This window comes from Streptomyces tendae (assembly GCF_014650435.1).
In the GTDB taxonomy this organism is placed as follows: Bacteria; Actinomycetota; Actinomycetes; order Streptomycetales; family Streptomycetaceae; genus Streptomyces; species Streptomyces tendae.
Genome location: NZ_BMUY01000007.1, coordinates 53249 through 76270 on the forward strand (window position 1 = coordinate 53249; position 23022 = coordinate 76270).

The 23022-nt window shown below is 72.8% G+C and carries 21 protein-coding genes; 12 read left to right on the forward strand and 9 right to left on the reverse strand.

Annotated elements, in window-relative coordinates:
* The first annotated feature begins 14 nt into the window (after positions 1 to 14).
* The 4 genes from IE258_RS19390 to mgrA all read left to right on the forward strand — a co-directional run bounded on the left by IE258_RS19390 (position 15) and on the right by mgrA (position 4850).
* On the forward strand, positions 15 to 1427 hold the full coding sequence (locus IE258_RS19390; protein WP_189745146.1) for a homoserine dehydrogenase: 1413 nt from the start codon (positions 15 to 17) through the stop codon (positions 1425 to 1427).
* Positions 1424 to 2782: a GntT/GntP/DsdX family permease gene (locus IE258_RS19395; protein WP_189745147.1), complete on the forward strand. Its 1359-nt coding sequence runs from the start codon at positions 1424 to 1426 to the stop codon at positions 2780 to 2782. Before IE258_RS19390 ends, IE258_RS19395 begins: the two co-directional genes overlap by 4 nt.
* Positions 2783 to 2863: 81 nt before the next feature.
* Complete coding sequence (locus IE258_RS19400) at positions 2864 to 3658, forward strand: DeoR/GlpR family DNA-binding transcription regulator (protein ID WP_030400431.1); 795 nt, start codon at positions 2864 to 2866, stop codon at positions 3656 to 3658.
* A gap of 145 nt (positions 3659 to 3803) precedes the next feature.
* Positions 3804 to 4850, forward strand: a complete 1047-nt coding sequence (mgrA, locus tag IE258_RS19405; RefSeq protein WP_189745149.1) for an L-glyceraldehyde 3-phosphate reductase — start codon at positions 3804 to 3806, stop codon at positions 4848 to 4850.
* 23 nt (positions 4851 to 4873) lie between these two features.
* On the opposite strand, the gene IE258_RS19410 is transcribed toward mgrA, so the two are convergent.
* The 3 genes from IE258_RS19410 to IE258_RS19420 are packed head-to-tail and all read right to left on the reverse strand — an operon-like array spanning position 4874 to position 8670.
* A complete protein-coding gene (locus tag IE258_RS19410; protein ID WP_189745151.1) occupies positions 4874 to 6049 on the reverse strand; it encodes an anhydro-N-acetylmuramic acid kinase in 1176 nt (391 codons plus the stop codon).
* A gap of 39 nt (positions 6050 to 6088) precedes the next feature.
* Positions 6089 to 7660: a sodium:solute symporter gene (locus tag IE258_RS19415; RefSeq protein WP_189745153.1), complete on the reverse strand. Its 1572-nt coding sequence runs from the start codon at positions 7658 to 7660 to the stop codon at positions 6089 to 6091.
* A gap of 8 nt (positions 7661 to 7668) precedes the next feature.
* Positions 7669 to 8670, reverse strand: coding sequence for an N-acetylglucosamine kinase (locus tag IE258_RS19420; RefSeq protein ID WP_189745155.1), 1002 nt, complete (start codon positions 8668 to 8670; stop codon positions 7669 to 7671).
* A 195-nt stretch (positions 8671 to 8865) separates the two neighbouring features.
* On the opposite strand from IE258_RS19420, the gene IE258_RS19425 reads away from it, so the two are divergent.
* Positions 8866 to 9801 (forward strand): MurR/RpiR family transcriptional regulator, encoded by a 936-nt coding sequence (locus tag IE258_RS19425; RefSeq protein ID WP_189745157.1) that lies wholly within the window; start codon positions 8866 to 8868, stop codon positions 9799 to 9801.
* 7 nt (positions 9802 to 9808) lie between these two features.
* Here IE258_RS19425 and IE258_RS19430 read toward each other — a convergent pair whose 3' ends face one another.
* Entirely contained in the window at positions 9809 to 11023 is a 1215-nt protein-coding gene (locus IE258_RS19430) for an alanine--tRNA ligase-related protein (protein WP_189745158.1), read from the reverse strand.
* 363 nt (positions 11024 to 11386) lie between these two features.
* A complete protein-coding gene (locus IE258_RS19435; RefSeq protein WP_189745160.1) occupies positions 11387 to 12847 on the reverse strand; it encodes an amidase in 1461 nt (486 codons plus the stop codon).
* A gap of 130 nt (positions 12848 to 12977) precedes the next feature.
* On the opposite strand from IE258_RS19435, the gene IE258_RS19440 reads away from it, so the two are divergent.
* Positions 12978 to 13565 (forward strand): TetR/AcrR family transcriptional regulator, encoded by a 588-nt coding sequence (locus IE258_RS19440; RefSeq protein ID WP_189745162.1) that lies wholly within the window; start codon positions 12978 to 12980, stop codon positions 13563 to 13565.
* A 23-nt stretch (positions 13566 to 13588) separates the two neighbouring features.
* Here the strand turns inward: IE258_RS19440 and IE258_RS19445 are convergent, their stop codons facing one another.
* Both IE258_RS19445 and IE258_RS19450 read right to left on the reverse strand, forming a co-directional pair.
* Positions 13589 to 14554: a LysR family transcriptional regulator gene (locus tag IE258_RS19445; protein ID WP_189745164.1), complete on the reverse strand. Its 966-nt coding sequence runs from the start codon at positions 14552 to 14554 to the stop codon at positions 13589 to 13591.
* Positions 14555 to 14594: 40 nt separating this feature from the next.
* On the reverse strand, positions 14595 to 15188 hold the full coding sequence (locus IE258_RS19450) for a TetR/AcrR family transcriptional regulator C-terminal domain-containing protein (protein ID WP_189745755.1): 594 nt from the start codon (positions 15186 to 15188) through the stop codon (positions 14595 to 14597).
* Between the two features lie 79 nt (positions 15189 to 15267).
* On the opposite strand from IE258_RS19450, the gene IE258_RS19455 reads away from it, so the two are divergent.
* The 3 genes from IE258_RS19455 (at position 15268) to IE258_RS19465 (ending at position 18599) form a co-directional block, all read left to right on the forward strand.
* The gene (locus IE258_RS19455) at positions 15268 to 16512 is read left to right on the forward strand and encodes an FAD-dependent monooxygenase (protein WP_189745167.1); all 1245 of its coding nucleotides are present in this window, start codon (positions 15268 to 15270) and stop codon (positions 16510 to 16512) included.
* Between the two features lie 71 nt (positions 16513 to 16583).
* Positions 16584 to 17426, forward strand: coding sequence for an endonuclease/exonuclease/phosphatase family protein (locus IE258_RS19460; protein WP_189745169.1), 843 nt, complete (start codon positions 16584 to 16586; stop codon positions 17424 to 17426).
* 30 nt (positions 17427 to 17456) lie between these two features.
* A complete protein-coding gene (locus IE258_RS19465) occupies positions 17457 to 18599 on the forward strand; it encodes an ABC transporter substrate-binding protein (protein ID WP_373309786.1) in 1143 nt (380 codons plus the stop codon).
* A gap of 24 nt (positions 18600 to 18623) precedes the next feature.
* On the opposite strand, the gene IE258_RS19470 is transcribed toward IE258_RS19465, so the two are convergent.
* Positions 18624 to 19679: a serine hydrolase domain-containing protein gene (locus IE258_RS19470; protein ID WP_373309859.1), complete on the reverse strand. Its 1056-nt coding sequence runs from the start codon at positions 19677 to 19679 to the stop codon at positions 18624 to 18626.
* A 287-nt stretch (positions 19680 to 19966) separates the two neighbouring features.
* On the opposite strand from IE258_RS19470, the gene IE258_RS19475 reads away from it, so the two are divergent.
* On the forward strand, positions 19967 to 20341 hold the full coding sequence (locus tag IE258_RS19475; protein WP_127895463.1) for a VOC family protein: 375 nt from the start codon (positions 19967 to 19969) through the stop codon (positions 20339 to 20341).
* A gap of 156 nt (positions 20342 to 20497) precedes the next feature.
* A complete protein-coding gene (locus IE258_RS19480; RefSeq protein ID WP_189745175.1) occupies positions 20498 to 21076 on the forward strand; it encodes a dihydrofolate reductase family protein in 579 nt (192 codons plus the stop codon).
* Between the two features lie 40 nt (positions 21077 to 21116).
* On the opposite strand, the gene IE258_RS19485 is transcribed toward IE258_RS19480, so the two are convergent.
* Positions 21117 to 21803, reverse strand: a complete 687-nt coding sequence (locus IE258_RS19485; RefSeq protein WP_189745177.1) for an alpha/beta fold hydrolase — start codon at positions 21801 to 21803, stop codon at positions 21117 to 21119.
* A gap of 113 nt (positions 21804 to 21916) precedes the next feature.
* On the opposite strand from IE258_RS19485, the gene IE258_RS19490 reads away from it, so the two are divergent.
* The gene (locus IE258_RS19490; RefSeq protein ID WP_189745179.1) at positions 21917 to 22933 is read left to right on the forward strand and encodes a helix-turn-helix transcriptional regulator; all 1017 of its coding nucleotides are present in this window, start codon (positions 21917 to 21919) and stop codon (positions 22931 to 22933) included.
* Positions 22934 to 23022: the final 89 nt, after the last annotated feature.

Here is a 23022-nt window from a genome sequence, read left to right on the forward strand (position 1 = left end):
TTCAGGAGGGCCTCATGAACCTGCATCACTTGTTCGCCGACAGCGGCGGCCGGACGGTGCGGTACGCACTGACCGGGGCCGGCGGCGGATTCGCGCGCACCCTCCTGGCCCAGAGCCGCCGCATGCCCGGCCTCGTCCCGGCCGTCCTGTGCGACCGCGACCTGCCGAAACTGCGCACGATGCTGGACGACCTCGGGTACGACACCACGCAGCCGGCCGAGTGCCAGGACGCCGAGTCCGTGGCGGACACGGTCGCGCGCGGCGGCATCGCCCTCGTCACCGACGCGGCGCTGCTGACCGCGGCCCCCTGGGACATCCTCGTGGAGGCGACCGGCAGTCCGGCGGACGGCCTCGCCATGGCCGAGGCGGCCCTCGCCGCCGACCGGCACGTCGCGATGGTCAGCAAGGAGGTCGACTCCGTCGCCGGGCTCCACCTCGCCGACCTCGCGGCCGCCCGGGGCCTCGTCTACACCACCGCCGACGGCGACCAGCCCGCCAACCTCATCGGCCTGGTGACCTGGGCCGAGCTGCTCGGCCTCGACATCGTGGCGATCGGCAAGTCCACCGAGTACGACCTGGTCCACGACCCCGAGGCCGGCACCGTCACCCAGCTGGACACCACGGTGCCCGCGCCGGCGCTCTCCGGGCTCCTCGAACTCGGCGACGACGTGCACGCCACCCTCGAGGCCCGCGCCGCGGCCGTGGCCGACCTGCCCACCGGCGCCACCGCCGACTACTGCGAGATGGCCGTCGTCGCCAACAACACGGGCTTTCGCCCGGACACGGAACGCCTGCACTACCCCGTCGCGCGCATCGCCGAACTCGCCGACATCTACCGCCCCCGCGAGGACGGCGGAGTACTGGCCCGCGACGGAGCCGTGGACGTCTTCAGCGCGCTGCGCCTGCCCGGCGAGGCGTCCTTCGCGGGCGGCGTCTTCGTCGTCGTCCGCACCGACGACCCGGTGACCTGGCAGACGCTGCGCGAGAAGGGCCACGTGCTCAGCAAGGACGGCCGGTACGCCGCGATCTACCTGCCGTACCACCTCATGGGCGTCGAGACCCCGGTGAGCCTGCTCTCGGCAGTGCTGCACCGCCGACCGTCCGGCGGCACGGACCCCCGCTCGTACGCCGTGCTCGCCGGCCGCGCCCGCACGGACCTGCCCGCCGGCAGCGCGCTCGCGATGGGCGGCCACCACCACGACGTCACCGGCGTCCAGGCCGTGCTGCTGCGCGGCGAGGACGCGCCCGACGACGTCGCGCCCCTCTACCTCGCCGCCCACGCCACGCTGGCCCGGCCGGTGGCCGCCGGTGAACTGCTCCGCGTGACCGACCTGGCCGACCCCGACCCCGGCCTGCTGCGCGCCTGGCGGGCCGGACGCGCCTCGCGCGGCTGCCCCGACGGCACGGAAGGAGAGCCCACCGCATGAGCACCGACCTCCAGCACCTCCTCCTCGGTGCCGCCGCCGTCGTCGTCCTGGTCCTGCTGATCACCAAGACCAAACTGCACCCCTTCCTGGCCCTCGCCCTGTCCGCGCTCGGCCTCGGCATCGCCTCCGGGATCGCTCCGGTGCGGGCCGTCGAGGCATTCCAGGACGGGTTCGGGGACACCCTCGGCGGCAGCGGTCCCACCATCGGCCTCGGCACCCTGCTGGGCGGCATCCTGCTCGGCTCCGGCGGCGCCGACCGCATCGCCACCGTGTTCATCGGCTCCCGGCCCGTGAAGTGGATCCCGGCGTCCATCACCGCGGCCGCGCTGCTGATCGGCATGCCGCACCTGTTCGACGTCAGCTTCGTCATGCTGGTGCCGCTGGTGTACACCGTCGCCAAGCGCAGCAACACCCACCTGCTGTGGGTCGGACTGCCGATGGCCGCCGGCCTGTACGTGTCGCACGGACTGCTGCCGCCGCACCCCTCGCCGACCCTGGCCGTCTCCGCGTACGGCGCCAACACCGGCCTCACCATCCTGTGGGGCCTGGTCATCGGCATCCCGATGGCCGTGCTCACCGGACCGGTGCTGACGAAGATCATCAGCCGCTGGTTCGGCCCCGCCCCCGACCTCGACCGCGGGCCGGTCCAGTCCGTCAGCACCGAGCCCGAGCACCGCCGCAAGCCGGCCTCGTTCACCCTCGCCCTCATCACTGTGCTGCTCCCGCCCGGCCTCATGCTCATCGGCACCCTGGGCACGGCCAACACGGCCGAGGGCACGCTGCCCTACCAGTTCTTCGACGCCTGCAACTCCTCCGTGCTGTCCCTGCTGGCGGCCGTGGTCTTCGCCTTCTTCGCCCTCGGCGTGCGGTCCGGCTTCGGCCTCGGCCAGCTGCAGAAGATGGCGTCCAAGGGACTCGCCCCGGTCGGCGCGATCATCCTGATCCTGGGCGCGGGCGGCGGCTTCAAGGCGATGCTGACGGAGACCGGGATCGACCAGCTCATCTCCGACTACGCCGTCGACTGGGCGATACCTCCGCTGCTGCTGGGCTGGCTGGTCGCCGCCCTGCTGCGGATCTGCCTCGGTTCGGCGACCGTCGCCACCGCCGCGGCGACCGCCATCGTCGCCCCGCTGCTCAGCGCCTCGCCCGGCACCTCGCCGGAACTGATGGTGCTGGCCACCGCGTCGGGAGCGGTGATGCTCTCGCACGTCAACGACTCCGGGTTCTGGCTGTTCAAGGAGTACTTCCAGCTGTCGGTGGCGCAGACCTTCCGCACCTGGACCCTGATGCTGTCCATCCAGTCGCTCCTCAGCCTCGGCGGCGTGCTGCTGCTCAGCACCGTCGTGCACGGCTGAGAACCCCCGCCGGTGACGGTTCCCGACCGTCACCGGCATGATCATCGGCTAACGTCAACCCGGTCGAAGGGAGACCAGACCATGACCTCGGACGGCGAGCAGCCCCCGCTCATCCCCGACCAGCGCCGCGAACAACTGCTGAAGCACCTCCGGCGCGACGGGGTGCTCAGCGTGCAGCAGATCACCCGGCTGCTCGGCGTCTCCCACATGACGGTGCGACGCGACATCGCCGAACTCGAACGGGGCGGCCTGGTGTTCTCCGTCCCGGGCGGGGTGCGCATCGCCAGCACCATCAGCACCGAACCGGGCTTCCTCGACAAGTCCGAGGTCGAGCAGCCCCAGAAGCGGGCGATGGCCGCCGAGGCCGCCCGCCTGGTCCAGGACGGCATGACCGTCTACCTCGACGCGGGCACCACCCTGCTCGCCATGGCGCCCGCCCTCGCCCGGCTGCCGCACCTCACCGTGGTCACCAACGACTTCACCACCATCGGCCGGCTGATGGACGCCGAGAACCTGGAACTGGTGCACGTCGGCGGCCGGGTCGACGTCTCCAACCGCTCCAGCGTCGGCCGCCTCGCCGCGGACACCCTGCGGCAACTCGCCCTGGACATCGCCTTCATCAGCACCAGCTCCTGGGACCTGCTGCGCGGCACCACCACCCCCTCGGAGCCCAAGGTGGACGTCAAGCAGGCGGCCATGGCCTCGGCGGCGCACTCCGTCCTGGTGGCCGGCTCGTCCAAGTACGGCACCTTCGGCCGCTACCGCGTCGCACCGCTGACGGCCTTCGACACCATCGTCACGGACACCGACCTGACCGACGCCGCGGCCGAGGGCATCAGGGCCGGCGGCTCCTCCCTGGTCCTGGCCCGCCCCTGACCCGGGAGCCGTCCATCGGGCCCAGCCGTCCACCGGGCCCGCGAAAGGGCCGGTCGGACCGGTGGAGCAGGCCGTCGACGACGGTGAGAAACTGACGGCGACCCGTCACGGGCCACCGCCCCACGCTTCCCACCGGAGAACACCCATGCACCACGTCGCCGACCCCGGCCGCTACGACGGCACCATGCACTACCGCCGCACCGGACGCTCCGGGCTCGACCTGCCCGCGCTGTCCCTGGGCTACTGGCACAACTTCGGCGACGACAAGCCCTTCGAAACCCAGCGGCGGATCGCGCTGCGCGCCTTCGACCTCGGCATCACCCACCACGACCTCGCCAACAACTACGGCCCGCCCTACGGATCCGCCGAGATCAACTTCGGCCGGATCATGCGGCAGGACCTGGCGCCGTACCGCGACGAGCTGGTGGTCTCCACCAAGGCCGGATGGGACATGTGGCCCGGCCCCTACGGCCAGGGCGGCGGCTCCCGCAAGTACGTGCTGGCCTCCCTCGACCAGTCCCTGAAGCGGACGGGACTCGACTACGTCGACATCTTCTACTCCCACCGCCTGGACGCCTCCACCCCGCTGGAGGAGACCATGACGGCACTGGACACCGCGGTGCGCCAGGGCAAGGCCCTCTACGTCGGCATCTCCTCCTACGACGCCGAACGCTCCCGGCAGGCCGCCGCGATCCTCCGCGACCTGGGCACGCCCCTGCTCATCCACCAGCCGTCGTACAACATGCTCAACCGGTGGATCGAGACCGAGGGCCTGCTCGACGCCGCCGCCGACGAGGGCTTCGGCGTCATCGGGTTCACCGCGCTGGCCCAGGGGCTGCTGACCGGCCGCTACCTCGACGGCGTGCCCGAGGGCTCCCGAGCCACCCAGGGCAAGTCCTTCGCGACCGACTGGCTCACCGAGGACACCGTCCGGCGGCTGCGCGCCCTGAACGACATCGCCGCCCGCCGGGGCCAGAGCCTGGCGCAGCTGGCGCTCGCCTGGGCGCTGCGCGACCCGCGCGTCACCTCCCTGGTGATCGGTGCCTCCCGCCCCGAACAGCTGGAGGAGAACGTGGCCGCCCTGGCCAACCTCTCCTTCGACGACGAGGAACTCGCCGAGATCGACCAGTACGCGGTCGTCGACGGCGACGTGGACCTGTGGCGGCAGGCCCGCACCGGCGACCTCGGCTGAGGCGCTCTGAGCCGGGGAGACGCTCAGCGCCCGCCGGTGATGCGCAGCACCCGGGGCGGCTGCCCGGCCGGCTCGGGCAGCCGCAGGGGCTCCCGCCCGGGTGTGATGCTGCCGAGCAGTGACGCCCGGCGCGCACCCGTCCCCGAAGGGAGCGCGCCGGGCAGGCCGTTCACGGTCAGGAAGCCCAGGAGGGCGAAGGCCAGGGCCTCCTTGGCGTCGGAGGGCAGCCCGAGCGCGTCGCTGGAGCCGAGGGCGACCCCGGGCAGCTCCTCGCCGAGCATGCCCATCAGCACCGGGTTGTGCGCACCGCCGCCGGACACGACGAGCCGCGTGACGCCGTGCGCGCGGCAGGCGTCGGCCACCGTGACGGCGGTGAGCCTGGCCAGGGTCGCCAGCACGTCGTCGGGTTCCCCGACGGGCGCCGTCGCGAGCGCCCGGAGCAGGTACGGCAGGTGGAACCGCTCCTTTCCGGTGCTCTTCGGAGCCGGCCTGACGTAGTAGGGGTCGTCCAGCAGCACCCGCAGCAGCGCCGGATCGACCCGGCCCGCCCCGGCGCGGCGCCCGTCCTCGTCGTACTGGGCCGCGCCGCCGGTGAAGTGCCGTACGGCGGCGTCCATCAGGGCGTTGGCGGGCCCGGTGTCGAAGGCGAGCGGTTCGGCGCCGGGGGCGACGACGGTGACGTTGGCGATCCCGCCCAGGTTGAGGGCGGCGGGGACGCCGGGCAGCGCGGCCAGGGCCAGGGCGTCGGTCATGGCCACCAGCGGCGCGCCCTGACCGCCGGCCGCGACGTCCCTGCCGCGCAGGTCGGAGACGACGGGCAGACCGGTCGCCTCGGCGATCCAGGCGGGCTGGCCGAGCTGGAGGGTGCCGCGCACGGCGCCGTCCTCCACCCAGTGGTACATGGTCTGCCCGTGCGAGACCACCAGATCGGCGGCGCCCCCGCACAGCTCGCGCACGGCCCGCACGGCCACGTCGGCGAACGCCTGCCCGACGCCGGTGTCGAGCCGGGCGACGTCCCGGAGCGTCGCCGACGCCGGCGGCAGGCTGCCCGCGATCAGGTCGCGCAGCTCGTCCGGGTAGGGGGCGGAGAGATGGCCCAGCGGGCGCATCACCAGGGCCTCACCCCGTAGTTCGAGGTCGGCGGCGGCCGCCTCGACGGCGTCGTAGGACGTGCCTGACATCAGGCCGATCACACGCACGATGCACTCCTGCGAAGGGTTGAGCGGGTCGGGACGGGGTCAGTTCCGTCCGGCCGTCGTGGTCAACCGGTCGGGTCCGGCGCCCGGCTCCTCGTCGACCGCCGCGCCCTCGGTGGCCTCCGGCGCCTGGTGGAACAGGCTCAGCACACCGCCGACGAGCAGGGTGATCAGTACGCCGATGGGCACGAGCCACTGGGCCGCGATCGCCTGGGACACCGTGGTCCCGCCCGTGGTGACGTCGATCTTCACGCCCCGCACGATGTACGTCATCACCCCGATGGTGACCAGGAAGGCCACGATCGAGTCGACCTCGTTGGCCCGTTTGACCAGCCGCCCCAGCAGGAACGCGCCGAGCAGCGCGCCGTAGGTGTAGCCCGCGATGGTCAGACCGGTCAGGTACACGTTGCCCGTGCTCGCGCTGAACGCGCAGGCGAAGACGGCCATGAGCGTCGCCCACACCAGCGTCATCCAGCGGGCGAGCCTCAGCAGCGCCTCCTCGGACGGAGTGGAGCGGAAGAAGCTGTGGATGATGTCGGCGACCGTCGAGTTCGACATGGAGTTCAGCGCCGAGGACAACGAGCCCATCGCGGCGCCCAGGATGCCGGCCACCAGCAGACCCGACACCACCACGGGCAGCCCGTGCAGGATGAACTCGGGGTACAGGTTGTCCGAGCTGGAAAGCCCCAGCTCGGCGAAGGACTTGCCCTCGTTGTAGGACCACAGCAGCGCGCCGACGAGGGAGAAGGCGGCGAACTGGATCGTGACGAAGACACCCGAGGCGATCATGGCCTTCTGGCCCTCGCGCAGCGTCTTCGTCGCCAGCACGCGCTGGACGATCAGCTGGTCGGAGCCGTGCGAGGCCATGGCGAAGATGGCACCGCCGACGATGGCGGTGGGCAGGGCGAACGGGCTGGTCAGGATGTGGGCGAGGTTGAAGTCGGTGTCGAAGAGCGTGAACTTCCCGGCGTCCAGGGCACGCGCGTAGCCGTCACCGCCGGCGTGTGCGGAGAGCACCGCCACGGCAAGGACCGCACCGCCGAGGTAGAGGACCATCTGGATGGCGTCGGTCCAGATGACCGCCTTGATGCCGCCCAGGTAGGTGTAGACGACGGTGATCAGCGTGATGACGATGATGATCACGCGGTAGCTCGCGTGCACACCGAACTCGTCGAGCAGCAGCTTGATGGGGATGGCGGAGGCGAACAGCCGCACGCCCTCGGCCAGGAGCCGGGTGAACACGAAGGTCACCGAGGCGAGCCCCTGCAGCTTCAGCCCGAACCGGTCGCCCAGGTACTGGTAGGCGCTGACGAAGCCGCCGCGCTTGTAGAGGGGGATCAGTACGGTCGCCACGACGACGCGTCCGATCACGTAGCCGAGGGCGAGTTCGACGTTGCCGAACCCCTGTCCGCTGTAGGCGCCGCCGGGCACGCTGATCACCGTCAGCACACTGGTCTCCGTGGCGACGACGGAGAAGGAGACCGTCCACCACGGCATGTGGCCTTCACCGACGAAGTAGTCCTTCGCCGACTTCTGCCGGCCTGCCTTCCGCAGGCCGATCCAGGCGATCCCGATCAGATAGACCACGATCACCACGAGGTCGAGCTGGCGCACGCTTGCTCCTAGGCACTGGCCGGTGGGGTCGCCGGCGTGGGGGGAGGGGGACTGGCGGTCGTCCGGCGGACGCGGACGACGAGGGAGGCATGAGGAGTGGCGCGGTCCAGCGCCAGCAGGCGGGCCCCGTCCAGGGGGTCGCCGAGCGGGGGCGTGAGCCGCAGGGGGAGTCCGGAGCCGGTGAGGGCGGCGGTCAGCGGCGCCGTCAGGGCCGGGCCGAGACCGGTCAGTCCACCGGTGACGGCCACCGGCAGCGGGCCGCCGCCCGCGGTGATCCGGCCGGCCGCCGCGAGCGCGGTCTCGGCCAGGTCGGCGGCCGCGTCCCGGACGATCGCCGAGGCCACCGCGTCCCCCGCGTCGGCGGCGCGGGCCACCTCGGGGGCGAACGAGGCGGCCGTACGGGCGGGATTGCCGTCCCGTCCGACGGTCGCCGGGAGCCGTTCGAGGTCGCCGAAGCGTCCGGCGGCCGCGTCCAGCAGGTCCGTGGCCGGGCCCCGCCCGTCGTGGGCCCGCAGGGCCGCGCGCAGTCCCGCCGTGCCGATCCGGGCACCGCCGCCGTCGTCACCGAGCAGGGGACCCCACCCGTCGACGCGCGCGTACGTCCCGTCCGCGCCGATGCCGACCGCGACCGAGCCGGTGCCGATCGCCAGCACCACCCCCGCCCGGCCGCCGAGCGCACCGGCGTGGGCGGTGACGGCGTCGCTGGTGACGGCGGCCTCCCGGACGGGCAGATCCTCCAGGAGGGCGGCCACCAGGGAGCGGGCCGCGGCGGGGGCGGAAGCCGCTCCCGCGGCACCCACCAGGACCGCGTCGGGCCGGGCACCGCCGGACTCCCGCAACAGCGGCCCGACCGCGGCGCACACGGCCGTACGGGCCGCCGCCACCCCGTCGGGCGCCGCCAGACCGGGAGCACCGGCCACGGAACTGACGGCCCGTGACGAGTCGGCGGTGTTCCACAGCATGGCGCGGCAACCGGTCTTCCCGAGATCCACCGCCACTACTGAAGTCATACGGCCCGTCCTTTGCCCGAGGGACCCGGCACGTCGAGAGCCACCGGGTCGTCGGTGACCGGCGCGGATCGCCGTCCGAGTATGGGAACGCCGTCCTCCGGATGTCAATAAGTAACGTCGTGTTGCTCGCCGCGTAACTTTTTGACCTCCTCGGGTCACCCCCTTACCCTGTGTGCACCACATCCAGGAGGGGCCATGGTCCGCCAGTCCTCGTCCCGCGCGCCGGAGCCGTCCGCCCAGGACGCCCCGCTCGCCGACATCCTCACGCGCGTCCGCGCCGCCCGCCCCTCCCTGGCCCCCTCGGAACGGCGGGTGGCCGACGTGGTCCTCGCCGACCCGGGACAGGTCGCGGAGCTGTCCATCCACGCGCTGGGGGAGCGGGCGAGCACCTCGGCGGCCACCGTGATGCGCTTCTGCCGCACCGTCGGCACGGGCAACTACCCCCAACTGCGCCTGGCGCTGGCCGCGGCCGCCGCGCGGGAGCACGCGCTGGGCGGTGAACGGGCGGCACAGGGCGGCACCGACATCAGCCCGACGGACTCGCTGGACCGGATAGTCAGCAAGATCATCTACAACGAGGTCCGGGCCCTGGAGGACTCGGGCGCCGGCCTCGACGTGGACGCGCTGGGCCGGGCCGTCGACGCGGTGGCCGGGGCCCGCAGGGTCGACATCTTCGGTGTGGGTGCCAGCGCGTTCGTCGGCCAGGACCTGCACCAGAAGCTCCACCGCATAGGCCGGATGGCCTTCATCTGGAGCGACCGGCACGCGGCGCTCACCGCGACGGCCCTGCTGGGGCCCGGCGACGTGGCCCTCGCGGTCTCCCACTCCGGGGAGACCGAGGACACCACCGAGCCCCTCCAGGCCGCCGCCGAACGCGGAGCCACCACCATCGCCCTGACCAACGACCCGGGCTCCACCCTCGCCACCAGTGCCGACCTCGTGCTGACGACCTGCGTACGGGAAACGCCGTTCCGCTCCGGCGCGACCGTCAGCCGCATCGCCCAACTGGCCGTCGTCGACTGCCTGTTCGTCGGCGTCGCCCAACGCTCCTACGACGCGGCGACGACCGCGCTGGAGGCGACGTACGGCGCCGTACGACGCCGTCGGCGCCCCGCGCGCCGCACGGGGTGACGGCGGGTCACGACCGCACGGTCCCCACGCCGCCCGTTTCCGGGTACTCGCCCCCGAGCAGGCCCGTCACCAGGTCGCGCGGCAGACCGTGGGTGTCGTGCAGGTAGTGGAAGTCGTCCTCTCCCAGCGGACCGCGGAAGCGGGGCCGGGCGAGCACGTTCCGGCCGCGCTCCAGGAGCCGCCGGAACCGGCGCTCCTCCTCCACCAGCAGGCGCCGCACGAGACCCGGGAGGCCGGGGTCGCCGTCCTGCCGGAAGTGGTCCAGGGTGTGCGTGATCAACTCGTCCGGCAGGTCCCCGAGCCCGCGCGAGGGGTCGTCCCGCCACAGCACGGTGAGCAGTCGACGGATCAGGCGGCGCAGCACGTAGCCCTGGCCGGTGTGGGACGGTCGGACTCCGTCGCCGACGACCACGACGGCCGACCGCAGGTGGTCGCAGACCACCCGGAACGACGGTTCGTCCAGCGGCCACAGGGTGGGCAGCCGCCGCCGCCACGGCTCGAAGACGTCGCAGTCGAACACCGACGACTTGCCCTGCAGCAGCGTGGCGAGGCGCTCCAGGCCGAGGCCCGTGTCGACGTTGCGCTGCGGCAGCGGCACCAGGCGGCCGTCGTCGAGCCGGCGGTGGCGCATCAGCACGTGGTTCCACACCTCCACCCAGCGGTCGTCGCCGGTGGGCGTGGACCGGGGCGGGGTGCCACCGCTCCACAGGAAGATCTCCGAGTCGGGTCCGCACGGGCCGACCGGCCCGTTGGACCACCAGTTGTCGTCCACCGTCGGCTCCACGGGTACGCCGCGCTCCTCCCACAGCCGCTGGGACTCGCTGTCCGGCCCGACCTGCTCGTCACCGCCGAAGACGGTGGCGTGCAGCAGGCCCGGGTCGATCCCGAGGCCCTCGGTGAGCAGCCGGTGGGCCCAGTCGAGGCTCTGTGAGCCCTCGTAGTCGCCCAGCGACCAGGTGCCGAGCATCTCGAAGACCGTCAGATGCGTGCCGTCACCGACCTCGTCCAGGTCCGTGGTGCGCAGACAGCGCTGTACGTTGACCAGCCGCCGGCCCAGCGGATGGGGGCGGCCCTCCAGGTACGGGGTGAGCGGATGCATGCCGGCGCTGGTGAACAGCACGGGATCGCCCGGCTCGGGCAGCAGCGTCGAGCCGGTGATCCGGCGATGGCCGCGCTCCTCGTAGTACTCGACGAACGTGCGGACCATCTGCTCGGTGTCCATGGGGTGACTCCTTCGCTTCGGGGCGGGAGAGGCACCGGAGAACGGAACCCTGCGGTCCTCGCACCGAGGCGAAGGTGGCGGAGCGCCACGTGGACCACCGACGAACCGTTTCCGGTCGCCGGTGGAAGAGGTGAAGGTCAGGCGGCGGCAACCGGCGAGCTGGTCGCTCGCGCGGTCGCGAAGTTGTGGGTGCCGATGACGTTCATGCCACGAAGATAACGCTCCGGGCGCCTGGAAGCACACGGATATCCCGCAGCCCTGTCCGTCACGATGAATCTGTCACCGAGGCAACTCGACGCCGTCGCCGACCGGTTGGCGTTCCGGCCCCCCGGGAAGCGGCCGGGCCGGGCTGACCGGCGGTACTCAGGAGTCCTCCGCGGCGGGAATGTCGCCCGCCCACACCTCAGGGGTCCGGCCCGACCACGGTTGGGCCCGTTCGAGCTGTCCGGCCAGGCGGAAGAGGAGGTCTTCCCGCCCGTAACCGGCGGCGAACTGCATGCCGATCGGGAGCCCGGTCGCGGCGTCGACCGTCAACGGCACGGACATGGCGGGTGTGCCCGCCACGTTGAACGCCATGGTGAACGGCGAGCGGTCGTTGAGCCGGTCGATCCAGCCGAGGCCGTCGAGTGTCTCCTCGCCCTCCCCGTAGGCGCCAAGGCGCGGGGGCAGTTCCGGCAGGGTCGGGGTGAGCAGCAGGTCGTGGGTGGAGAAGTACCGGGCCAGACTGCGGGCGACGCGGTTGCGGATCGTGAGGGCGGCGACGAACTGGGGGCCGCTGACCCGCTGTCCGTAGCGATGGGCGGCCAGCGTGGCCGGCTCGAGGGACGAGGAGTCGACGGGTCGGCCGAGGGCGGCGGCCAGGTCGTCGACCGTGGCCGCCACGTTCGCGGTCGACAGACGGGCGTTGGCCAGCACGAACTCCTCCCAGTCGGCACCGAGACCGACCGCGACCTCCTCCGTGCGGTGGCCGAGGGACTCGAGCAGGCGCACGGTCCGCTCCAGGGCGTCGGCCACCGGCGCGGCCGCGCGGCGTCCGCCCCAGGCCCGGGCGAGGACCCCGATGCGCAACGCGCCCGGCGGACGCGTGACTTCCTCCGCGTAGGGTCGGGACGGCTGCTCGGCGAAGTAGGGGTCGCCCGGTTCCGGACCGCGTATCAGGTCGAGCAGCGCCGCGCTGTCCCGTACGGTGCGGCTGACGCCGCCCTGGACGGCCAGGCCGTTGAAGCCCTCGTCGAGTGCGGGGCCCATGGAGACCCGGCCGCGCGTGGGCTTGAGCCCGAAGAGGCCGTTGTACGCGGCCGGGATGCGCAGCGAGCCCGCGGCGTCGGTGGCGTGGGCGAGGGGGACCGCTCCGGCCGCGACCGCCGCGCCCGCGCCACCGCTGGATCCACCGGCCCCACGCCGGGGGTCCCACGGATTGCGGGTCGGGCCGTACAGCACCGGTTCCGTGGTGATGCTGTAGGCCAGCTCCGGTGTCGCGGTGCGCCCGAGGGTCACCAGACCCGCGCGGCGCAGGCGCCGCATCAGGTAGGAGTCGGAGCGGGCGACGTGACCGGCCGCGAGGCGGCTGCCCAGCTCCGAACGCCGGCCCGCCATCGCGACTCCGAAGTCCTTGATCAGGAAGGGCGCCCCCGCCAGCGGGGTGCTGCCGGGGGCCGGGCGGTCCTCGGCCGGCCAGGTCTCCACCACGGCGTTGATCCGCGGATTGACGCGCCGCACGGCCTCGTGCGCGGCGGCCGCCACCTCGGCGGGGGTCACCTCGCCCCTGGCCACCAGCTCCGCGAGTCCCACCGCGTCGTGGCGCACGTACTCGGAAACTCTCACTGTCACTCTCCCTGGAGATCGAAAATGATACCTACGAGTCCCGTGCGATACCGAGCGGTATCGAGTGGGACGGACTGGTACCGTAACAGGGAGTACCAGGGGCCCATCGACCGGACGCCACGGAGCACGCATGACATCGACCGCCGCCAGGCCGGGCAGGGTGGCCAAGCTGCCGCCTCGTGAGCGCATCCTCGACGCGGCCGAGGAGCTCTTCCAGAGCGAGGGCATCCGGCGCGTGGGCGTCCAGGCGATCGCCGAGAAGGCCGAGACCACCAAGATGGCGATCTACCGGCACTTCGAGACCAAGGACGCACTGGTCGCCGAATGGCTGCGGATCCTGGCCGCCGAGTACCGGGCGGCCTTCGACCGCGTCGAGGCCGAACACCCCGGTCGGCCCCGGGAGCAGATCCTGGGCCTGGCCCGCTTCATCGCCGACGGGCTGCTGGCCCTCTCGTACCGGGGCTGCCCCTTCGTCAACTCACTCGCCGAACTGCCCGACCGCTCCCACCCCGCACGCCGGGTGATCGAGGAGCACAAGGCCCACCAGACCCGCAGGCTGGTCGGCATGTGCACCGAGGCGGGGCTGCCCGACCCCGAGCAGGTCGCCGCCCAGATCACCTTCCTGCTCGAAGGAGCGCAGGTCAGCACACAGAACGGAAGCATCGACCGGGCGGGGGAGCGGCTGATGCAGATCGTCGAGGCGATCGTGGAGCAGTAGGGGGCCGATGCGCTCGTTGTCCGTCAGCACGGGGCGTGCCCGGCGCCGCCGTCGCGGTGCGGCGCCGCTGCCCAGGTGGGCAGCCAGGTGTCCTCGGGCAGCGGGGGCAGGTTCGCGAAGTGGTCGACGACGGCCCGCAGCCCCGGGTGCGGATTCTCCCGGGGGAGGACGAGCGAGAGCGGGTAGGCGAGCGTCGGCCCCGCGATCGGGATCCGGCGCAGGTCGTGACCGGTCGGCCAGACGTACCGGTCGCGCGAGCCCACGAGGGTGGCCACGTCGTCGGAGTCGGCGAGGATGTCGAGGAGCACCTCGTTCCCGAAGTTCGGGCCGGCGGCGTCCACACGGAGGCCGAACGCGGCGGTGAGCTGATCGTAGAACTCGGCCCATTCGCTGCCCGGCGCGATACCGGGCACCCAGATCCGGTGTCCGCGCAACTGGGCGGGCGTCACGGTGCGCGCGGCGGCGAGCGGGTGTCGCGGGCCGACCACGAGTTCCAGCGGGGAGTGGAAGGCGTGGATCATCCGCAGGTCGGACGGCAGCGCGGTCGGGTCGGTGACCGAGCGGAAGGAGGCGTCGACGTCGCCCGCCCGCACGGCGGCCACCGCCAGCCGCGGGTCGTCGACCCTGAGCGTCACGACGTCGAGCGCGATCTCGGGACGTGAGCGCCAGTAGTCGTGCAGGACGACGGCCTGCGCGCTCCGCAGGCCGAGGACGTCGATCCGCAGCGCCCGCGAGCCCCGTCGGATCGCGGCGACGGCGCGATCGGCGTGCGCGACGAGGCTCCGCGCGTGCGGCAGGAAGGCCTGACCGTCGAGGGTCGGCTCGACCCCTCGGGCGGTGCGGGTGAACAACCGGACGTCGAGCGTGCGCTCGAGGGCCGCGATCCGCTTCGAGACGGCCTGCTGCGTCACCCCCAGCTCGTCGGCCGCGTGCCGCAGCTGACCCAGCTCGGCCGCGCGGACGAACGAGCGCACCGCCTCGGTATCCATGGCAGCGAGCATAAGGCGTCGCCCAACCGGCGGCCGTGGCTCACCCCGCGCGCCTCACCTGCTGTTCCAGACCCTCGAGGATGAGGGCCAGCCCGGCCTCGAAGGACGACTCGTGGTCCATCGGCGGCACGTCCGGGAGCGGGTCCGGTGGCCCGGCCGCCCTACGGTCCCCGCCGTCGCCCGGGTCTGTGTCCGCCTGCTCCTCCAGGACGCTGCCGACCGTGAAGCGGCCGGCGGCCAGCATCGCCGTCCGCGCGTGTTCCTCCGGTACGCCCGCCGCGGCCAGGAACGCCATCTTGTGGGCGATCCGGTCGAGGTCCGTCCCGCCGGGGCTGCTCCCGGCATGGAGCCGTGCTCCGTCGCGGCGCAGCAGCAGGGTGCGCCGGAAGCTGCGGGTGTTCTCCAGGAACCAGTCCCGCCAGTCGTCGGCGGGCGTAGGCAGGGGAGCCGTCGCGTGCGGTGCCATCGCGGCCTCGCTCATGGCGTCGAGCAGCTCCTTCTTGTTCCTGAAGTGGTAGTAGAGCGACGGCTGCTCGACGCCCAGACGTCTGGCCAGCCGTCTCGTACTGACGGCGTCCAGACCGACCTCGTCCAGCAGGTCGAGTGCCTCGGTGAGGACGGTCTCGCGGTTCATCTTCGCCACATTGACAATCTATCGCTGATAGATGACGCTGCAAAGCGTACCTATCACTGATAGAAAAAGGGGGTGCGGCATGTCCCACGCAGCACCGGAGCCGAGCGGCGGCCGTTTGAAGGTCCTCATCTGCGGCGGTGGCGTCGCCGGCCAGGCGCTGGCCTACTGGCTCGCCCGGGGTGGCCACGGGGTGACCGTCGTCGAGCGCTTCCCCGCCCTGCGGGCCACGGGTGCGCAGGTGGACCTGCGGGGGCGGGGCATCGACGCCGTCGAGCGCATGGGGCTCCTCGACGCCGTCAGAAGTCGGCTCGTGGACGAGGCGGGGGTTGCCTTCGTGGACGGCCGGGGCAGGAAACGGGCGACGATCATGGCCAACACCTCCGGCCGGGGCCGGCAGACCCTGACGTCCGAGTACGAGATCATGCGCGGCGACCTGGTGCGCATCCTCCACGAAGCGACCCGGGAGGACGTGCGCCACGTGTTCGGCACGAGCGTCGAGCGCTTCGAGCAGGACGAGAGGCGCGTCGTCGCCCACTTCTCCGACGGCTCGTCCGAGGCATTCGACCTCCTCGTCGGCGCGGACGGGCAGGGCTCGCGCATCCGCCGGGCCGTCCTGCCGCCCGGCGCACCCGACCCGTACTGGCGGGTCGGCATCCACATGGCCTACTGGTTCGTCCCGCGCATCGCGTCGGACACCGACATCCGGGACACCTACAACGCCCCCGGCGGCCGGATGATCATGCGCAGGAGCCACAACCCGACCGAGACCCAGGTCTACTTCGTGCTGCGGGAGCGGTCCGCGGAAGCCACGGCCGTCCACCGGGAACCGGTCGAACGCCAGAAGCAGTTCTGGGCCGACAGGTTCCGCGACGCGGGATGGCAGACCGCGCGCTTCCTCGAAGGCATGCGGCACACCGAGAGCTTCTACTCCCAGGAGGTCGTGCAGGTGCGCACGGACACCTGGTCCCGGGGCCGCGTGGCCCTGGTCGGCGACGCGGCGCACTGCGCCTCCCCCTACAGCGGCATGGGAACCTCAGGCGGCCTGGTCGGCGCCTACGTCCTGGCCGGCCGGCTCAACCGGCACGGCCGCGACCTGCCCACCGCCCTGGCCGGCTACGACGCAGTGCTGCGGCCGTTCGTGGACGCCATACAGGCCGAGGTGAAACCGCACCTCCTGCGCCTGGGCATGCCCAACAGCCAACGGGCCATCGACGCCTTCCACGCGGTCACGGCACTCGCCTGCCGCCTGCGCGTCCCCGATCTCGTCGCGCGTCACTCGAAGGACGACCGCGGGGGCCACTGGCAGCTCCCGGACATGCCGTGAGCGCTCACGGGGACGTGCCATAACCTCGTGCGGGGCAACGTCGGTTGCCGGAGGTCCACACCGGGGAGGCGATGGTGCTCAAAAGGGGCGGCTCGCGATGGCTCGTATGCGCGGTGGCGCTGGCCTGCTTGGCGCTGGTGGGTCCCAGCGCCCCCGGCGGTGCCCTGTCCGGCAGGTCAGTGCCCGTCGAAGCCGTCAAGGACGTCGTGCCGAACCGGGTCATGACGTGGAACCTGTGCAACCCCTGCGACGCGAGCAACCTCGACCGGGCCGCGGAGATCGCCGCGTACGCGCCCCAGGTCATCGGCATGCAGGAGGCATGCGCACGGGACGTCGACCGGATCCGGGACTACCTGGAGGCCTTCCACGGGCTCGTCTACCACGTCGCCCACGGGTCGGTCCTGGACAACTGGAGCCGCTGCGGGGGAGCACCGTGGAATCCGGGGGGCTTCGGCCAGGCCATCCTGTCGGCGGCACCGATCACGGACCGGGTCAACGTCGAGTATCCCGACGGCGGATCCGAGGACCGCGGCTACCTCGCGGTCACCACCGAGGTGGGCGGGCGGTCAGTCCGGGTCTTCAACACGCACCTCGCCCAGCGGCGCCAGGAGGAGTTCAGGACGGACCAGGTCCGCGTGCTCGCCAAGGAAGTCGCCCGGGACGAACGCGCCATAGTCGTCGGCGACTTCAACGCCGTACCGGAAGCCGCCGAACTCGACCCCATGTGGTCCCTGGCCACGGACACCGACCCCGAGTGCCACCCCGCGCCCGTCGGCACCTGCGAGCCGACCACGGACTGGCAGAGCAAGTTCGACTACGTCTTCCTGCGCGGCATCGCCCCCGTCGAGCACCGAGTGGTCCGCACCGAGCACTCGGACCACGACATGCTGTACGCCGACCTGGACGTGACCTGAACCGCCGTGGTGATGCGGGGTGATGATGCAATGTCCGGCATGGTGACCGAGGTGCGTCCGCAGGGGCGGGACGAGTTGAACACGCGTGTACGGATCGGCGCTCTCGCGCCGCTGACCCGGCCCGGCTGGCAGGAGGCGGGCCGGCACCTGCTCGCCGGGATGGAACTGGCCGCGGGCGAGGTCAACGACGCGGGCGGCATCGAGGGCAGACCCCTCGAACTGGTGGTCCGCGACACGGCGGCGGATCCGCACCTGGCCGCGGCGGCCGTGGACGAACTGGCCCGACTGGGCGTGGCCGCCCTCGCCGGGGAGTACCACAGCGTCGTCGCGCGCGCCGCCGCCACCAGGGCCGACGCCCTCGGCCTGCCCTTCCTGTGCGCGTCGGCCGTGCTCGACGAGCTCACCGAACAGCCGACGCCGTGGGTCGCGCGGCTGGCCCCGGCGCAGTCCCACGGCTGGCGCGTCTACGCGGACTTCCTCCTGGCCGCGGGCCACCGCCGCATCGTCGTCGCCGCCGAGCCGAGCGTCTACTGGGCGTCCGGCGCCCGCATCCTGCGGGACCACCTCGCGCCGCGCGGCGGCACCGTCGTCGAGGTCGACATGCGCGGGTCGACCCCCGCGACCGTGTGCGACACACTCGTCGACCGGCACGCGACCGCCCTGCTCCTGCTGGTCGGTCACCCCGAGCCCGCCGTGTCGATCGTCCGGTCCGTCCGCCGTGACCGGCGCCTGGCCGGGACCCTCATCGGTGCTCCGGCCGGGCAACCGGAGTTCGCGGCATGGGCGGCGTCGCTGGGCGAGGACGGCGCCGGGATACCGTTCCTGCGCTACCTGCCCGAGAGCCTCGGCCCACTGGGCGCACGCGTCGGCACGGCCCTGCGCGAGCGGCTGGACCAGGCGCCCTCCTTCGTCGCGTTCGAGGGCTACGACACGGTGACGGTCCTCGCCGAGGCGCTGCGTGCGCGCGGCGCCGACCGGGCGAGCACCCCCGAGTCCTGGGCGAGCGTCTCGGTCGACGGCACGAGGGGACGCATCAACTTCTCCCGGGTGCCGGACATCGGCGTATGGCAATGGGCCTGGGCGCCGGTCCAGGTCGTCGACCGGGATCCGGCGCGACCCGGTCGCTTCCGCGTCCTGCGCACCGCCGGAGCGTCGGCCCTCCGGGGCGTGTGATCCGCGCGGGGCCGCGCGGCCCGGTCAGCCGTACATCGCCGCGCGGTGGAAGGCCGCGAGCGCCTCGTCGAGGGGATGGGGCCGCGGCCGGCCCGAGGAGTCGAGTGCGTTCCACCGCTGGAGGTTCACCGCGACGGCCATGCGCCGCCGGCCGTCGGCGCTGATCACGGCCAGCGCCCCGGCGCCCCAGGTCGTGCCGCCGTGGCCCCAGAAGGTCTCCCGGCCCGGTGCTTCCATCGGGTGCAGACCGAGGCCGTACTCGATCGTCCGGCCCTCCTGGGAGACGACCGGCACGGTGCGGCGCATCTGCGCGAGCGACGACGGGCTGACGATCTCGCCGGCCAGCAGCATCCCGAAGAAGCGGTTGAGGTCCGCGACGGTGGAGGTCAGCGAGGCCGCCGGGCCCACCCACGACATGTCGTAGACGCTGTAGTCGCGCGGCGGGTCGATCATGCCGAACCAGGACTCGTAGAGGCGCGAGTGCGGCTCGCCCAGGTACGGTCCGGTGGGCAGTTCGGTGTCCTGGAGCCCGGCGCGCTCGATGACGTCGCGGGTGATGCACCGCTCGGCGGTGGTGCCGGTGACCTCCGCCAAAAGCTGGCCCAGGAGCAGGTAGTTGGTGTTCGAGTACAGACCAGGAGTGCCGCCCGGGGTGCCCACGGCGGGCGCGGCGACTCCCAGCTCGATCAGCTCGGTGGGTTCGAACCTGGTGAAGCGGTGGTCGTCCAGGCTCTGCGGCCCGGTGTCCGCGAGGGCGGGGAACGCCTTGAGGGACGAGTAGGCGTGGGGGAGGTACTCGGCGAGTCCGCTGGTGTGGTTCAGCAGCATCCGGACGGTGACGGCCTCGCCGCGTTCGCCGGGGACCAGTCCCGGCAGGTACCGGCCGATCGGCGTGTCGAGACCGATCCGGCCCCGCTCGACCTGCCTCAGGACCGCGGCGGCGGTGAAGGTCTTGGTGATGCTGCCGACACGGTGGCGCATGTCGGCGCCGACCGGGCGGCCGGTGGCGACATCGGCGACCCCGGCGGCGCCCCGCCAGACCCGGTCGCCGTCCCGTACTTCGGCGAACAGGCCCGGCATCCCGGCGAGGTGGACGTCCTCGATGGCCGCGTTCAGTACCTCGGGGTCCAGTGAGTCACTCACGACGCCGCCCTTTCCCGTGCTCTGACCAAGCTCTGCCCGTGCTCGCGGCATGCTCTTCCGCAGGCTCTTGCACTCATTATGCACGCGGTGCGTGCAACGGCAAGTGCAATGCTGGGTTCGGAAGAGTCCGGGCCGCGCGGCCGCCGTGCATGCCGGCCGCGACCCCGGGTAGGACCCTCCCGCACGGGCGAACGCGAGTGCCCTGAGAGCGAGGAGTGGCGGACGTGATTCGAAAGCTGCAGGCGGTCGCGCTGGACTGCGCCGACCCGGTACGGCTCGCGGAGTTCTACGCGGAGCTGCTCGGCGGGCGGGTGGTCGCCGATCCGGACGATGCCGACTGGGTCGAGGTGCACGGCTTCGAGGGGACGCCGCTGGCCTGTCAGCGTGTGGACGGCTACCGGGCGCCCGAATGGCCCGGCCAGGACCGCCCGCAACAGCTCCACCTGGACTTCGACGTCGACGACCTCGAAGGCGAGGAGAAGCGGGCCCTCGCGCTCGGTGCGACCGTCCTGGAGCGGACGGACCAGCTCCGCCCGGACGCCAACTGGCGGGTCTACGCGGACCCGGCCGGTCATCCGTTCTGCCTCTGCCTCCACTGAGCCCACCGGGCCCGGAGGCGCCCGAAAACCGGTGGAGTGGCACCGCCGCACGCCGCCAGCGTGCCGGCGAACGACTTCACCGTCACCTTGAAGCGCTGATCCCCGGGTGTCGTGTCGCGTCGTGCCGCGCCCCGCACGGGTGGTACAAGAAGCCTCGTGACCGCCACTTACACCTTCGACGTCTTCTCCAGTCTCGACGGCTTCGGCGCCGCCGGCGGCGACTGGACCGGCTACTGGGGCAAGCAGGGCCCCGAGCTCCTCGACCACCGCCTCGCCCTGTACGGCGAGGAGCAGCGGATGGTCTTCGGGGCCCGCACCTACCGGCTGTTCGCGCAGATGCTGGCCGACGCCACCGAGGAGGCCGAAGTGCGCGACCCCTGGGTCACCCGGATGCGCGGCCTGCCGGCCACGGTGGTGTCGACCACCCTCGAAGGGCCCCTCGACTGGCCGGAGGCGAGCGTCGCGAGCGGCGACGCCGTCGACGTCGTCGCCCGGCTCAAGGAGGAGTCCGCGGTGCCGCTGCGCTCGCACGGCAGCCTGTCGATGAACCGGGCGCTGATGGCCGCCGGCCTCGTCGACCGGGTCCAGGTCACCCTGTACCCGGTGATCACCGGGCGGTCCGGGCTGGACCCGGTCTTCGGGGGCGCGGACGACTTCGACCTCGAGTTGATCGAGTCCCGCACGCTCGACGGCCACATCCAGGAGCTCGTCTACCGGCCCACCCTGCACGCCTGAACCCCGGCCGCGCCGCCGCTCCGGCACGGCATGTCGCAGGTCAGGCCGCCTCGGCCGCCGCGGCCAGGACCCGGGCCAGCTCGGCAGGCTCGGAGATCATGGGCCAGTGGCCCGAGTCGATGTCCGCGAAGTCGACGCGCCGGGCCCGGGCGAGTTCCGGGACGTCGCCCCCGTCGATCCACTTCCGCGCCTGCGCGGGCGTGAACTCGGGACACACGACCACGACCGGCACCTCGAACCGGCGCTCGTCGGTCAGCCGCACCACACCCCTGGCCACGCCTTCCGGCACCGGAATCGCGGCCGCCGCCAGCCCGGCCCTGGCCGCCTCGTCGAGATCGGCGGCATCAGGACCCTGGAAGGGCCCCCAGCCGGGGAAGGGCATCGCCCCGTCCCTGACCTCGAAGAAGTCGGCGTACGGCTGCCCGTCCGGGGTCGGGACGCCGCCGATGAGCGCGACCTTGGCCAGCCGCTCCGGACGCCGGTCGGCCGCCAGCCAGGCCAGTGCACAGGCCGCGGAGTGCCCCACCACCAGGGGCTTGCCGGGCGCCGCGTCCACCGCCGCCAGCACGGCGGCCACCTGGTCGTCGAGCGTGGCGGTCACCGCTCCGTCCCCCTGTCCCGGGAGGGTGAGCGCCACCGGACGGTGGCCGAGCGACTCCAGCTCCGCCGCGACGCGGTCCCACGCGGAGCCGTCCAGCCACAGGCCGCCGATGAGCAGAATGTCCATGATCGGTTCCCTTCGTTGCCTGGCTTCACCGTAGAAGGAGATCCGGACGTTCCACTGCCGGTTCGTCCACCGTGATCGCTCCCGGCGTCCGCCGCGCCGACTAGCCTGCTCCCGTGCCCAACGACCCCAGCCCCACCGCGCGAGCGCTGCGCACCCTGGAGATCCTCCGCACCCGCCCCACCACGACGGCCGACGAACTCGCCGAGCGGCTGGGCGTGACGGAGCGAGCGGCGCGCCGGTACGTCGGGATCCTCAGGGAAGCTGGCATCCCGGTGGAGTCGGCCCGCGGACCGCACGGCGGATACCGGCTGGGACGCGGGACGAGACTGCCGCCCGTGCACTTCACGCAGGCCGAGGCCCTCGGCCTCGTCATGGCGGCACTCAGCGGCGGGCCGGCCGTGAGCGGCGCCGACGACCTCGTCGGGGCGGCCCTGGGCAAGGTCGTCAAGGCACTGCCGGAGACCGTCGGACGGCAGGCGGCCCTGCTGCGGGAGTACGCGTCCGCCGCCCCCGACCCCCACGCGGCCCACCCGGATCCCGCCGTCACCAGCTCCCTCGTCGAGGCCGTCGCCCACCGGCGCCGCGTGCGGCTGACGTACCGCAGCGAGTCGGGCAACACCTGGGAGGAGGAGGCGGACCCCTGGTCGCTCGTCGTCCGCCACGGGCGCTGGTACCTGCTGTGCCACTCCCACCGCGTGGACGCCGTCCGCACCTACCGGGTGGACCGGATCGGCGAGGCCCGGAGCACCGCCCGGGAATTCGACGCGCCCGCCGGCTTCGACCCGGTGGCGTTGCTGGAGGAGAACCTGGGCACCGGATGGCGGTTCGCCACCCGCGTGGTCTTCGACGCCCCGCCGGCCGAGGTCGCGCCCTGGATCCGCCCGCCCATGGGCCGGCTCGAACCCCTGGGAGACGGCTGCGTCCTGGTCGGCAGCACCCGGAACCCGGACATGTACGCGCAGGAATGGCTCGCCCGGGTGCCGTTCGCCTTCCGTGTCGACGGCGGCGCGGAACTGCGTGCCGCGGCCGCCGCACTCGCGGCGCGCTTCACCGCCGCGGTGCAGGACCCGCGGCCCGGCTCCGAGCAGCCGTCCACGGGGCGGACGGTCGCCGGGCCGGACGGGGGCTGAACCGCTGGTTGCACCCGGTTGAACCTTCCCGATCGAGGCCAAGTCGGGCGACGGCGACGGAACTTCGGGACACGGCGCACTGATCTTGT